Consider the following 13,327-nt stretch of genomic DNA (forward strand, 5'->3'; position numbering starts at 1 on the left):
CCGAAACATCCCCGTTCTACCGTCCGGTCCCATGAACACCATGACACCCGGCGGCGCGTCCGCCGACACCTCCCCGCGTCATATGACCATCACACCGAGCGTTCTGTACTTCGGGACACCGGTGGTGCTGCTGTCCACCGAGAACGAGGACGGCTCCTTCAACCTGGCGCCGATGTCCTCGGCCTGGGCCCTGGGGCAGGTGGTCGTCCTGGGGCTGGGGGCCGACGGGCAGACCGCGCACAATCTCCGCAGCAGACCCGAGCTGGTGATCAACCTGCCCTCCCCGCATCAGTGGCCCGCCGTGGAACGGCTCGCGCCGCTCACCGGGCGCACGCCCGTGCCCGAGCGCAAGCGAGCGGGGTTCCGGTTCGAACGGGACAAGTTCGCCGCCGCGGGTCTGCGGCCCGACGACTCCGAGCTGGTCCGACCGCCCCGGGTCGCCTCGTGCCCCCTCCAGCTGGAGGCCCGGGCCGCCCGGGTCCAGCCCGATGTCTCCGGCGAGTTCCTCATCGCCGAGGCCCATGTGCTCACGGTCCACGCCGACGCACGCATCGTCGTTCCCGGCTCCCAGCACATCGACCCGGCGATGTGGAGTCCGCTGGTCTACAACTTCCGCCACTACTTCGGACTCGGCTCCGAACTCGGTCACAGCTTCCGTTCCACGACACCCCGCTGAAGCCGCCCGGCCCGGCGCTCCGTCAGGCCGCCGGGGTCGACCGCGGCGGATGCGGAGGCGATCCCTCCGTTCTGTCGGTGCCCGCTGCGATGATGACGGCCGTACCGACAGACGGGAGACACACCATGGTGGAGCGGGCCGTGCGACGGATCGCCGAGCGGATCGTCGCCAGTGCGCCGACGGGCTGGACACGGGCCGTACTGGGCAGCGAGGCGGGGCGGGGCGGTGTCTCGGTGTCGGGCCACTACACCGTTCCCGGTGCGGACCCGTCGCGCCGTCAGGTGCCCAGCCTCTTCGCCGAGCTGGGCGATGTCGCGGACGCCGTGCGCGAGGTCCGGGGGTGGGAGCGCACCTGCCTGGAGATGGTGTGCCGGCCGTCCGGGGAGTACCGGCTGGTCGCCACCGCGGACGCGATCACCGGCCTGCGCGGCCCGGGCGGCGGGTTCCAGGCCGTCCTGGACCCCGGATACCGGCCGCCCCAGCCCGGTTCGGCGCAGGAGGGGGGCACGGCAGCCCCGGCGGGCGACCCCCGGCTGGCGGTGGCGCGGTTCCACGCGTATCTGGAACGGCGTGCCGCGATCCTGGGGCGGCCCGAGCCACTGCCGCCGCCCGTCTCCGCCGCCGCGCTGAACGAGGCGGAGCGCCGCATCGGCCGGTCCCTGCCCGCAGATCTCCGGGCGCTGTATCTGATCTCCGACGGGGACGGCATCGACGACGACCACCGCTGTCTGCTCGGGGACAGCGCCTGGCTGCCGCTGGAGGATCTCGTCGCCGCCCACGCCGATCACCGCGAACCGGTCTGGTTCGGCTGGGACCTGGCGTGGGACGCGGTGGTCCTCGACGCCGACCCGCCCCGCACCGTGCGCCGCTGCGGCGGGCACCCGGCCTGGCTGCCCTTCGCCAGCAGCGAGGACGGCAACTATCTGGCGGTGGACCTGGCCCCGGCCCGGGACGGCCGCCCCGGCCAGATCATCCGCATCGGCCGGGACCACGACGGCGGGCCGAGCCGGGTCGCCGATTCGGTCACCTCGCTGCTCGGCCACCAGCTGCGGCTTCTGGAGCAGGGGGCCTACGAGCGGCGGGGCGACCACATCACCCTGCGCGAACCCGTCCGCCGGCACGGCTCCGGCTCCGGCTCCGGCCCCGGCCCCGGCCCCGGCCCCGAGAAGATCGTCGGGGAGATCCCCGACGAGCTCCCCTCCGGCCTCCAGGCCATCCACGTCAACGATGCCTCCGGGCCGGTCGATCTCTCCCGGCTCGCCGTCTGCCCGGATCTGCGGCGCGTGCGTCTCAACCGGTGTGCCACCACCGACTTGACGCCGATACGGGCGCTGCCGGTGGAGTCCCTCCGCGTCACCCTGGACGGTGGCGACCTGGCCCCGCTCGACGGCCACCGCGACCTCGTCTCGCTCGATCTGGGGACCACCGCGCCCGTCGATCTCGCACCCCTGCGCACCGTCCCCCAGCTGCGCGGGCTGGACCTCTCACGGGCCGGGGTCCACGATCTGAGCCTGCTGGCGGACCTGGGCGATCTGCGGTATCTCTCCCTCACCGCCCGGCAGTGGAGTGCCCTGCTGGACGAGGGCAAGGCGCCGCCCACCCTCGCCGCGGCCCGGCTGGCCGACGGGGACGCCTCCTTGGAGGAGGCCCTGACCTGGGCGGCCCGTCTCGGTCTGCGCACGGCGGACGCGGTGCGTGCCCATGGCACCCTCGGCGGCGGGTGAGCGTGCGGTGGTGTCAGCGCTCCCGGGGCCTCCTGAGCACCTCGGTCAGGGCGGCGACGCTGTGGTCGCCGTGGCCCGCGTCGGCAGCCCGCCGGAGCAGGTCGTTCAGCGGGGCGAGCCAGGCCGTGTCGACGCCCGTCTCCCCGGTCAGCTCCTGGTCGTGGGCGGCTCCCGCGAGAAAGAGATTCACCGAGGAGGCCCCGGCGGTGTAGTCCCCGGTGTCGATCTCCTCGGCGTAGACCGGCAGCAGGCCATTGATCATGTCCAGCCACTTGCCGGCGAACCGCACCAGGGAGCCGGCCTCCAGCCCGCGCGCCTGGACGGCTGCCGCCCCCTGGAAGAAGCCGACGAGGGCCGGCAGCAGCATGGCACCCACCGCCATCTCGTACAGGGCGGCGAGATCGATCTCGTCGCCGAGGTGGACCGTGTCGCCGCCGAGCACCCTCAGAACCGTGCCGTACTCGTCGAAGACGGTCCTGTCGCCGCTGTAGTACAGCAGGGTGTCGGGCGCTCCCACGGCCGATGGCACGTTCTTGACGGCCCCGGCGAGCAACCGGGCACCGTGGCCGCCGGCCCAGGAGCCCATCGCGCGGGCGCCCGCCGGGGAGCCGCTGTTCAGGGTGACGAGTGCGCGACCGGACAGCACGGCGGCGGCCGGTTCCAGGGCCTGGCGGGTGTCCTCGAAGGTGGTCAGACAGGTGATGACCAGCGGGCTCGCGGCGACCGCGTCCTCCACCCGCCCGGTGTGTACCGCTCCCTTGGCCACCAGCGGCGCGGCCTTCCCCGGTGTGCGGTTCCAGACCGTCGTCGGATGCCCGGCACCGAGGAACGCCCCGGCCAGCGCTCGGCCCATCGAACCCAGCCCGATGACGGTCACGGGTGTGCGGTCGTTCCCGGCCATGTGTCGCTCCAGTCCACAGTCCGCGCGCCGGAACGGCGGCGGACACCGAAAGAGGGGGAGTCGGCACCGGTCGTGGTGATCACGGCCCGACCCTCCTCATCGTGGCCTCTGACTGATGAACCCTCAAGTACCTACCTTTCGGTGCGGTACTCACCTTTTCGTCAGTGGCCGCGGAAGCCGGACCGCGAGAAGCACGGCGGGCATCGCGGAGTGACTGCCTCCACGGTCCCGGTCCGAGGGTGCCGGGCACGGGCCGGAGCGGGGTGCGCGGCCCGGAGCGCCCGGCTGCCGGGAGCCCCGCCCGGTCAGCCGGAGAGGAGGGAGTCGTCCTGGGGGCGGGCGCCGGGGAGTTGGTGGCGGGCGGCGATCAGCGCGGCGTCGATGTCCCGTGTACCAGTGGAGACGCAGAGCGTGTAGACGACATCGTCCATCCGCCGCCGCACATCGGAGCCGGCGCTGTCCTGCGCGCCGAGCGAACGCAGGGTCCGGTACTCCGCCACCAGCCGGGACAGCACCACGGGGTGAGCCATCAGCATGACAAACTCTCCTGTCGCCTACACAGATCTTCCTGGGGCCCGGCTACCCGCCCCGGCCCCCCGCACACCTCCTCCCCGGCCGGACTCAGGCCGCGGACTCCGCCGTTCCGGGCAGTCCCGCGAGCCGCCGCCGGTCGAGCGGGTAGGCGCGGCGGTCGAGGCGCCGCTCCAGCAGCCGCCGGGCTCCGTCGCAGTGGCCCGCCTCCACCAGGACGTACAGCAGGGTCTCCTCGACGATCTCGCGCTGGGCGGCGCTGCCGCCGACCCGGTACAGAACCGGCAGGACCTCGCGCAGAGTCCGGGCGGCGGCGGTCCAGCGTTCCTCCAGTACGGCGGCGAGCGCCTCGCAGAGGGGTGCGACGACCTCCCGTTGCACCGGATCGGCCCGCTGGGCGTGGGTACGCAGCCGGCGCAGAGCGGGAAGGTCGGCGCAGGCGGCGAGCGCGACCGCGCTGTGCAGCGCGGTGAACGGGGTTGCGGGGCTCTCCAGTTCCGCGCAGGCCACCGCGGAGCGCACGTCCGCGGCGGGCAGCGGGCCCGTCCAGCTGCGCGCCATCCGGGCGCGCCACAGCAGCGAGCCGGAGTCGACCAGGACCCGTACGCCGTGCACCCGGTCCGGGGCGAGCTGGGCGAACCACCGTCTGCGCACGGCGCCGGGATCGTCGAGCGCCAGTTCGTGCAGGGCCGCGTGCCAGGAGAAGTGGGCCCGGTGCACGGCTCCGCGGCCCCGCCCCGCGATCCAGCCGTCGAGCCAGTCGCGGCCCGGGCCGTGCCGGCCGGACTCGTAGTGGACATGGGCGAGGGCGTGCGCGGCGTGACCGGAGTCCGGCTGGGCCGCCAGGGCCCGCCGGGCGAGTTCGCCGGCCTCCTCGTACCCGCCCTGCTCCTGGCGGATGAAGGCCCGCAGCGACAGGTGGAACCAGTGGTCCCCGTGGGCGGGCGCGGTGGTGTCGAGGAGCCGTCCGGCCAGCCCTTCCTCCAGGTCGCCGACGCCGGAGAAGGCGATGGTGGGGACGGCCATGCCGAGCGCCAGGGCGTCGCGGGGGAAGCGGCCGAGATGGGCGACGAGGGGCCGGTCGTCGGCGGCGCGGACCCGCCGGGTGAGCGCTTCGACGAACGAGCGCTCGCGCTCGTCGCCCCGTTCGCGGACACTGCGCCCCGCGAGGGCGAGGGCCTGGGGCACGTCGACGTCCGCGCCGCACTCCTGCCCGAGAAGGGCGAGGGCGGCGTGGGCCAGGGCGAACCCGGGGTCCAGTTCCACGGCGCGGTTCAGGGCGGCCTCGGCCCCGCCCCGTACGGTGACGATCCGGTGGAGGGCCTGACGGTACGCGGCCGCCGCGGCCTTGTGGGTGGAGAGCGCCAGCCCGAACTGATCGGAGGGACGGCGCCGGGGCGCTCGGGTACGGGGGGTGAGCGGGGCCAGCAGGGCGAGCGCGACCTCCTCGGCCTGGACCCGGATCTCGGGGATCGCCGTGGTCTCCCAGGCCTCACCGCGCCGGGCCGACCCCAGGGTGTACAGCGGCCGGTTGGTCCGGCCGCCGCTGTCGCGCAGCCGGCCGGCGTCGGTGACGACCCCCATGCCCAGGGGGCCGGGCACCGCCAGCCCGTCCGCGACGAGCCCGTGCCAGAGCGGGTCGGAGGGGTCGTCGGCGCGGAGCCCCGGGCCGGTGCAGTCCACGACCCGGCCGACCCGTACCGTACGCCCGTCGGTGAGGGAGACGGTGAGGCGGCCGTCGCCCGCGTCGCGCGCCGAGGCGACCCGGCCGGCGCTCACCCGGAGCCGGCGGGCGGCCAGGGCGCGGTCGATGGTCTCGGCGCCGGCGGGTGCCATCCGGTGCCGGTGGGTGTTCCACCAGGCGGCGTCCGAGCCGAGGAAAGCGGCCCGTTCCTCGTCGTCGAGACCCTGCCAGAGCAGGGAGGTGACCGGGCGCAGCCCGTCCAGGGCGGGGCGCCAGTCGCCGTGGGCGCGCTGCGAGGCGAGCAGATGGCGCCGGACCGCCGTGCGCAGCCGGCCGAGCGGCAGCCCGGCGAGACCTGTGGGCGGGGCGAGCGGCGGGAGCGGGGTCAGGGCGTGCCGCTGGGGCAGCAGCCCGTGGCGCGAGACGGCGAACACCACCCGGTGGGGCCGGTCCAGGAGCACGGCGAGGTCGACGGCGGTCAGCCCGGTGCCGACCAGCAGCACGTCCTCGTCGTCGCGGACGGCGTCGAGGGCGCCGGGCTCCCAGGGCCGGGCGATGAACCGTTCGGAGGCGCGCAGTCCGGCCGGCGCCCAGCCGCTGGTTCCCGCGGTCGGCCCCGTGGCGAGAACGACTCCGTCCGCGTTCAGGGTCCCGCCGTCCGAGAGCCGCACCTCGGCGGGGTGTCCGGCGGGCCAGGAGATCCCGGTGGCGGTGGTGCGCAGCCTGCGCACCGTGACGGTGCCGTGCGCCGACATGATCGCCTGGCCGAGGGTGTCGGCCAGGTAGGAGCCGTAGCGGTGCCGGGCGACGAAGTCGGCCGCCGTGACGGACGGGTCCCCGTGGCGGCAGAGCCAGCGGACGAAGTGGCCGGGATCGTCCGGGTAGCAGCTCATGTTCCCGGCCGGCACATTGAGCAGACAGCGCGGGTCCTGGACAGCATACGCGGTCCCCCGGCCGGCCTCCCCCGCGGGGTCGACGAGCCAGAGATCGAGGGGGACACGCCGTCTGGCGGCGGTGGTACAGAGCTGAAGGGTGGTCAGCGCGCCCGCAGCTCCGGCTCCGACGACGGCGAGGGCGGGGCGGGCGGGGCGGGGCTCCGGGTGGGCTCGATCCGGGTGGGACGGGGACACACATACCTCCGACTGGGGTCTGCCAGGGAAGCGCTCGGAAGTACTCCACTATCCCGATGAACATTGCGCCGTACAACACCCACTCCGCCGAACGGCGCTGACACCGGGGCGAGTTCCGGCCATCCCGGTGGGGTTGTCCGGGTGCGCGCGAGCCGTGAGACATTGATCCCGTGAGGATTTCAGCGAGAACGGACTACGCCGTCAGGGCCATGGCGGAGCTGGCCGGCCGCCCGGACCGGCCGCTCACGTCGGAGGACATCGCGAGCGGTCAGGACATCCCCGTCCGCTTTCTCTTCACCGTGCTCAGGGATCTGCGGCAGGCCCGGCTCGTGCGCAGCATCCGGGGGCCGGAGGGGGGCTACGAACTGGCCCGGCCGGCCGGGGAGATCACCCTGGCCGACATCATCCGTGCCATGGACGGGCCGCTGGCGAGTGTGCGTGACCTGAAACTGACGGATCTGGAGTATCCCGGCGCGGCGGCGGTGCTGCCCGATGTGTGGCGCGCGGTGCGGACGAGTCTGCGGGAGGTGCTGGAGGGGACGACGCTGGCGGACCTGGCGGCGGGGGTGCTGCCTCCTCTGGTCCGGGAGCGGGCCCGGGTGTACCGGGAGGACACCCGGAGCTACCCGTCCTGACGGGTGGCTCCCGCGGCCCGGCCCGGGCGACGGCCCATCCGGCCCATGGCCCGGGCGACCTCGGCCAGTCCGGGGGCACCCGCCGGGGGGAGCTTGAGGTCGGCCCCCGCGCCACAGGCCACCCGCACCCGCCGGGCACAGGTCGGGGACCAGCCCCCGAACCCCCGCGCCTCAAACGCCGGCGAGGCTGAAATTACCCGGCACACCGGCAAGACCGAGCAAACCCAGCCCGTCTGAGGGCACCCGCCAGGGGAAGCTTGAGGTCGGCCCCCGCGCCACAGGCCACCCGCACCCGCCGGACACACATCGGGAACCAGCCCCCGAACCCCCGCGCCTCAAACACCGGCGAGGCTGGAATTGCGTGCCACCGGACCGCGCACAGTGCAGGCCACGGTCGGCAGGCGGGCCGGACACACACCACCCGGGAGCCGCATCGGGCTCAGCGGGGGCGGTCCAGGACATGGTGGATACGGCTGGCGACATGCAGGTTGAGCCGGGTGTCGACATCGCCGAGGTCGAGGCCCGTGACCTCCCGGATGCGCTGGAGCCGGTAACGCACCGTGCTCCGGTGGATGTGGAGCAGCCCGGCGGTGGTGTCGTAGCTGCCGCCGCTCTCCAGGTAGTGGGAGAGGGTGGCGGTCAGTTCGGTGCGGTGGCCGGCGTCGTAGTCGAGCAGCGGGCCGAGCCACTCCCGTACGAAGCGGTCGGCCTCCCGTTCGCCGTCGCCCGCGCCCATCATGCGGCAGAGGCCCAGCTCCTCGAAACCGGTGCCGCCGTGGGGCGCATGGGATCCGCGCCGTACGGTCAGCGCCCGGACCGCCTCCTCGTAGGAGTGCGGCAGCTCCGTGTGGGCCTCACGGGGACCGCCGACGCCGAGGGCGCCCGCGCCGGTGCCGAGTTCCGCCGAGACGGCCCGGTGGAGCGTGCCGGGCTCGATGTCCCGTCCGGTCAGCAGGGCGACGGTGCGCGCTCCCCGGGACCCGGTGAGCAGCTCCAGCCGCAGCCGGCCCGCCGCGCGTTCCACCGCGTCCCCCACCCGGGCCGGGCCGACCGTGCCGGGCCATTCGAGTACGGCCACCCGGTGCGGCCGGCGCAGATCATGGCCCAGTCCGGCCGCGCGGACCAGTACATCGTCGTCGGCCGTGCCCGCGATCAGCTTCTCCACCAGTTCACGGCGGAGACCGGGTTCCAGCTCGGCGAGCCGCCGTTCGTGGGCGAGCTGCGGGGCGAGGACGAGCGCGGTCTGTTCGAGGGCGGCTGTGTCCGTCTCCGTGGCCCGGCGGTCCGGGTCGACCAGGGCGACGGCTCCGAGCCGGGCGCCGGCCATGGTGATCGGGGCGATCAGCAGGTCCCGGTCGCGGATCGCGCCGGGGCCGGGCCCCGCGCCACCCGGTGCTCCGTCCGCGTCCCCGCGCCGCCCCTCCGGCGCGGGGCGCGGTCCGCCGCCGGCGCGGGCCCGGGGGTTGCCGAACGGGTCCTCGGTGAGGACGGGGAATCCGGTGTGCTCGTGCAGGGTCCGGAGAATGCCCTCCTCTCCCCCGCCGGAGGCGGCGGCACGGGCGAGCGCCTCGTGCAGGGCGTTCCGGGCGGTGAGGCGCAGAAGGGCGAGGTCGGGAGCGGGACCGGGGTCGGGAGCGGGAGCGGGAGGGACGGAGCCGGCCAGCGCCGCACCGGTGTCGCGGGCGAGCGCCTCGGCGGCGGCGCTCTGCCGGTCCGAGGGAGTGGCCAGCTCCCGGACGACGAGATAGCCGAGACAGCGGGTCCGGTGACGGAGCGCGATGGCCCGTATCGGAGCGCCGCCGGGGGTCTCCAGCTGTCGGCTGTGGCCGTCCAGGGCGCCGATCAGCCGGTCCAGATGCCCCTCAGCGGGACCCGCCGGGACAGCAGGGCCGAGGGGGCCGGGCGGCGGACAGCGGCGTGGTGTGCCCTGGTCGAGCAGATACGCGGCCTCGGCGGCGAACGGGCCGGTGGCGGCGGTGGCCGCCAGGGCGCTCCACAGCAGCTCGCGCTCGTCCGAGCGGTGGGGCGGCTCGGCGGCACGGCGCGGAGCGGGCCGCCGGACCGGGCCGGCGGGCGGGGCCGTTCCGAGGGGGGCGTCGTCCATCGGGTTCCATTCGGGGCTCGATACATGACTCCGCCTCCACGCTACGCCGCCCGGCACGGGCTCTCACCAGGAAGCTCCGCCGTCCGCCTGTCCTGGCGGACCGGCGGAGCCGTGCGGATTGGTCTCGCCGGGCCGAGGAACGGGGGCGGGGCCCGCGCGACCCTTGCCGGAGGTGTGGCCGCTCCCGGGCCGTGACGCCCGCCGCCGGTGGCCGCGCCCCGTACCCCGGCCGCGCAGCCCGTCCGGCCCGGGTCCGGCGGGTACCGCGAGGGAGGAGAGTCCCATGGCGAAGGCAGTCGGTATCGGCCTCGGCCTCGGCACCACCGGCTCGGTCATCGCGGCCCGGGAGGGCGGTGAGCCCGCCGTGATCCCGAACGCCGGGGGAGCCAGGACCGCCCCCTCGGTGGTCGCCTTCACCGGCAACGGGGAGCCGCTGGTCGGCCGGTTCGCGCGCCGGCAGCCGATCCTCAGCCCCCAGGGCACGATCGCCTCCGCCAAGCGGTTCATCGGCCGCCGCTGCGGCGAGGTCTCCGACGAGGCCGGGGCGGTCGTCTCCGATGTGGTGGATGGGCCGGGCGGAGGTGCCACGGGACCCGGGGGCCCGTCGGGTACGGCAGCGGGCGCGGCGGCCGGGACGCCCGGTGGGGCCCGGCCGGGGGACGCGCGGGGCGGCTCCCCGGACGGGGACGATGTCATCGACGCCGACTTCGACCGGAGCTGAGGTGGGGTCATGCCGGAGCAGGGTCAGCAGAGTCAGGACCGGAGCGGGGGCCGGGACCGCCCCGCCGAGGGCACCCCGCCCGAGCCGCCGCCCACCGGATCACCCGGCGGATCACCGCCCGACCAGGCGCCCACCGGACCACCGCCCGGCGCATCCCCCGACGGGCCACCACCCGAACCCGAGCCCGGCGCATCCCCCGACGGGCCACCACCCGAACCCGAGCCCGGCGCATCCTCCGACGGGCCACCACCCGAGTCGCCGCCCGAGCTGTGGCGGGACGACGCCCCGCAGCCCCGGGAGGCGCCCGGCCGAGCGGCGCCGGCCGCCGGGCAGGACCCCGACGAGCTGACCGACCGGTGGAAGCGGGCCCTCGCCGATCTCGACAACCTCCGCAAGCGGTACGCCCGCGACCGGCCCCGGGAGCTGGAGGCCGAACGGGCCCGGGTGGCCGCCGCCTGGCTCCCGGTCCTCGACCACCTCGAACTCGCCCTCGCCCACGCCGACGCGGACGCAAACGCAGACGCAGACGCAGACGCAGACGCGATCGTGCGCGGGGTCCGGGCCGTGCGCGACCAGGCGGTGGAGGTGCTGAGGGGGCTCGGCTATCCGCGCCACGACGAGACCGGTGTCCCCTTCGACCCCCAGCGGCACGATGTGGTGTCCGTGGTGGACACCACCGGCACGGAGACCGCTCCGGGCACCGTCGTCCAGGTGCTGCGCCCCGGCTACGGCGACCCGGGCCGCCAACTGCGCCCGGCGGCGGTGACCGTCAGCCGAGAGCCCGAGTGAGACCGCCGTGGCCGTCCGGATCGCCCCGCTCCCCCGCTGCCGGCTCACCGGCCGCGACGTCCACGTCGCTCTGCCGGCCACCCCCTGGGAGGCGGCCCCGGGCACGGCGGTGCCGGTCACCGGGCCCGGGGGAACCCTCACGGTGCGGGTGCCACCGGGCACCTCCACGGGCCGGCGGCTGCGGCCGCGGCCGCGCGGCGAGGGGATGCCTCACCCCAGGGGGGCGACCGGTGACCTCCACGCGGAGATCCGGGTGATGGTGCCGCCCGCGCCGGGCGCGCGTGAGCGCGGGCTGTTCGGGGAACCGGCCGCCGTCTCGGCGTCCGACCCGAGGGAGCGGACATGAGAGCCCATGAGCCTCCGGGGCCCCGGGAGCGCGCCGGGGCGCGACCGGCCGACCGTGTCCGTCCCCTGCGGGAGGCGAGGCGGCTCCAGGACGGGTACGTCTCGACCGAGCACCTGGTCCTGGCGATGCCGGACGAGAGCCCGGCCGGCGCCTCGGGCCTGCGCCTCGCCGAGCAGCGCGCCGGCCCGGTGCTGACGGAACCGGCCCGGCCGCTCGTCGCGAGCGAGGGGTACGACCCGGTCCACGGTGCCCGCCCGCCGCGGCGCTTCATCGCGCACGAGGTGGAGCCCCGGATCGGGCGGGCCCTGCTCAGCGGCGAGGCGCGCGAGGACGTGACCGCCGTGCTCGGCACCGCCGGCGGTGAACTGACCGTCGCCTTCCAGGACGGGCCGCCGGAGCCGGTGCCCGTCGACACCCCGCACCCCGGGAGCCCGTGATGACCAGTGAACCCGATCCGCATCTCTCCATGGTCCGGCCCGTCGCCCCCCGGACCCCCGACGGCTGTGAGGACTGTCTGCGCGAAGGCACCGTCTGGGTCCATCTGCGGCTCTGTCTCACCTGTGGCCGGGTCGGCTGCTGCGACTCGTCACCGGGACGGCACGCCCGGGCCCATGCCGCGTCCGCCGGGCACCCCATCGTCCAGTCCTTCGAGCCCGGCGAGGACTGGCGCTGGTGCTTCGTCCACGAGGCCATGGTCTGAGCCCCTCGGCGGCCGTGGCCGCGCGGTGGTACGGGAGGTCAGCCGGCGGCCGGCCGGTGGGTGCGGATGGGGCCGTTGAGGACGAGTTCGTCGACCGAGCCGATGAGTTCCACGGCGGGGACGCCGGGGCCGTGGACGGTGATGCCGCCGTCGACGCGGATACGCCGGGCGTGGGCGCCGGGCTTCAGGCTCAGCGCGGTGGCGGTCAGCTTCCGGAGTTCGCCCTCGACGAGGCTCTCGCCCTCCGCGCCGCGGGTCTCGATGCCCCGGTGGACGGTCAGGGTCCCGAAGGACTTGCTGATCTGGATGCCGACGGCCGCGTCGGCGTGGGTGACGATCCGGTCGAACTCGGCGCTCTCGACGGTGCCGTCGTAGATGTTGAAGCCCCGGGCGCCGAGGCCGAAGGTCTCCACGGGCGCGGTGAGGGTGAGCCGCCGGATGGTGCCGAAGTTGACGAACCCGATGGCGCTGGGGCCGTGGGAGGTGACCGGGGCGCGGGCCGTCCAGCTCTCCACCTCGCCCCACAGGTCGAGCACCATGTCGTTGACCCCGTAGGTGGTCACCGGCCCGTGGTTGACCACCTCGCGCACGGAGGCGCGGACGACGAAGACCCCGCCGGTGATCTGCCCGGGCGTTCCGGCGGGGATGCCGCCGTCGCTGAAGACGGCGTCCGTGTGGAGGCGTTCGCCCGTCACCCGGCCGCCCCGTTCGGTGCCGGAGACGAAGATCCCGCCGCCGCGCACCGGGGCGCCCTCCCGTCCGGCGGACAGGCCGACGAGATCGCAGGTGAGCAGGGTCCGGGGGTCGGACTGCTGGTTGTAGAGGGTGAACGCGCCCTGGAGGACCTCGACGTGGTACCCCCGGGGGCGCGGGGTGCGCTCCCGGGCGTCCGCCGCCTCGATGTCGAGCCCGTCGACGCGGATGTGCCCGGCGCCGACCCGGTCCCTGGCCAGCAGCTCCACCCGGCCGACGGTCGAGACCCGTTCCAGGACCAGCGTTCCCAGGTCGGGTACGGAGGTGTCGTTGTACACCGCTCTGGCGGCCGGCCGGGTCTCCAGCCGCAGCCCCGTCACCCGGTTGTCGCGGGTGAGGCACACCCCGTCCCCGCGGAACGCCAGGGCCGCGTCCGGGCCGCCGCCCGCCAGCACCGTTCCCGGTGGCAGCACCAGCGTGGGTACGTCCTCCAGCCGCCCCGCGACCAGTACCTCGGCGGGACCACCGGGATCGTGGAGCGCCGAGACCAGCTCCTCGGCCGTGCCGACCTCGTGTCGTGCGATCACCATGCCCCGACGGTAGAGGCCGCCGCCATCCGGCGCCCGCGGGCGGGGCCGCCGCTACGCCGTACGGGCAGCGCTCTCCCGGGCCGGGGAGGGAAGGCGCGTACCG

The 13,327-nt window shown here is 75.4% G+C and carries 11 protein-coding genes and 2 pseudogenes; 8 read left to right on the forward strand and 5 right to left on the reverse strand.

Annotated features, from left to right (window positions below):
• The first annotated feature begins 31 nt into the window (after positions 1–31).
• Both ACWCRA_RS21710 and ACWCRA_RS21715 read left to right on the forward strand, forming a co-directional pair.
• On the forward strand, positions 32–676 hold the full coding sequence (locus ACWCRA_RS21710; protein ID WP_351552046.1) for a flavin reductase family protein: 645 nt from the start codon (positions 32–34) through the stop codon (positions 674–676).
• A gap of 140 nt (positions 677–816) precedes the next feature.
• The gene (locus ACWCRA_RS21715) at positions 817–2,400 is read left to right on the forward strand and encodes an SMI1/KNR4 family protein (RefSeq protein WP_451068357.1); all 1,584 of its coding nucleotides are present in this window, start codon (positions 817–819) and stop codon (positions 2,398–2,400) included.
• Between the two features lie 13 nt (positions 2,401–2,413).
• On the opposite strand, the gene ACWCRA_RS21720 is transcribed toward ACWCRA_RS21715, so the two are convergent.
• The 3 genes from ACWCRA_RS21720 to ACWCRA_RS21730 form a co-directional block, all read right to left on the reverse strand.
• Complete coding sequence (locus ACWCRA_RS21720; RefSeq protein WP_451068358.1) at positions 2,414–3,301, reverse strand: NAD(P)-dependent oxidoreductase; 888 nt, start codon at positions 3,299–3,301, stop codon at positions 2,414–2,416.
• 305 nt (positions 3,302–3,606) lie between these two features.
• Complete coding sequence (locus tag ACWCRA_RS21725) at positions 3,607–3,837, reverse strand: DUF5133 domain-containing protein (protein ID WP_351552055.1); 231 nt, start codon at positions 3,835–3,837, stop codon at positions 3,607–3,609.
• An 85-nt stretch (positions 3,838–3,922) separates the two neighbouring features.
• Positions 3,923–6,646 (reverse strand): FAD/NAD(P)-binding protein, encoded by a 2,724-nt coding sequence (locus ACWCRA_RS21730; protein ID WP_451068359.1) that lies wholly within the window; start codon positions 6,644–6,646, stop codon positions 3,923–3,925.
• Positions 6,647–6,816: 170 nt separating this feature from the next.
• Here ACWCRA_RS21730 and ACWCRA_RS21735 point away from each other — a divergent pair, with 170 nt between their 5' ends.
• A complete protein-coding gene (locus ACWCRA_RS21735; RefSeq protein ID WP_351552061.1) occupies positions 6,817–7,281 on the forward strand; it encodes an RrF2 family transcriptional regulator in 465 nt (154 codons plus the stop codon).
• 439 nt (positions 7,282–7,720) lie between these two features.
• Here ACWCRA_RS21735 and ACWCRA_RS21740 read toward each other — a convergent pair whose 3' ends face one another.
• Positions 7,721–9,385 carry a PucR family transcriptional regulator gene (locus tag ACWCRA_RS21740; RefSeq protein WP_451068360.1) on the reverse strand — a complete coding sequence of 555 codons (1,665 nt, stop codon included), beginning with the start codon at positions 9,383–9,385 and terminating at the stop codon, positions 7,721–7,723.
• A 283-nt stretch (positions 9,386–9,668) separates the two neighbouring features.
• Here ACWCRA_RS21740 and ACWCRA_RS21745 point away from each other — a divergent pair.
• From ACWCRA_RS21745 to ACWCRA_RS21765, 5 genes and pseudogenes are all read left to right on the forward strand, one after another.
• Positions 9,669–9,971: pseudogene (locus ACWCRA_RS21745) on the forward strand (Hsp70 family protein); the annotation flags it as partial.
• Positions 9,972–10,115: 144 nt separating this feature from the next.
• On the forward strand, positions 10,116–10,895 hold the full coding sequence (locus ACWCRA_RS21750; RefSeq protein WP_451068361.1) for a nucleotide exchange factor GrpE: 780 nt from the start codon (positions 10,116–10,118) through the stop codon (positions 10,893–10,895).
• A 10-nt stretch (positions 10,896–10,905) separates the two neighbouring features.
• Positions 10,906–11,241, forward strand: a pseudogene (locus ACWCRA_RS21755) (DnaJ C-terminal domain-containing protein); the annotation flags it as partial.
• On the forward strand, positions 11,238–11,678 hold the full coding sequence (locus ACWCRA_RS21760) for a Clp protease N-terminal domain-containing protein (RefSeq protein ID WP_451068362.1): 441 nt from the start codon (positions 11,238–11,240) through the stop codon (positions 11,676–11,678). The pseudogene ACWCRA_RS21755 and the gene ACWCRA_RS21760, both read left to right, overlap by 4 nt.
• On the forward strand, positions 11,678–11,941 hold the full coding sequence (locus ACWCRA_RS21765) for a UBP-type zinc finger domain-containing protein (RefSeq protein WP_351552071.1): 264 nt from the start codon (positions 11,678–11,680) through the stop codon (positions 11,939–11,941). The genes ACWCRA_RS21760 and ACWCRA_RS21765 overlap by 1 nt, the downstream gene beginning before the upstream one ends.
• A 38-nt stretch (positions 11,942–11,979) precedes the next feature.
• Here the strand turns inward: ACWCRA_RS21765 and ACWCRA_RS21770 are convergent, their stop codons facing one another.
• A complete protein-coding gene (locus ACWCRA_RS21770) occupies positions 11,980–13,224 on the reverse strand; it encodes a hypothetical protein (RefSeq protein WP_351552074.1) in 1,245 nt (414 codons plus the stop codon).
• Between the last annotated feature and the right edge of the window lie 103 nt (positions 13,225–13,327).

Source organism: Streptomyces sp. NPDC001889, from assembly GCF_053594535.1.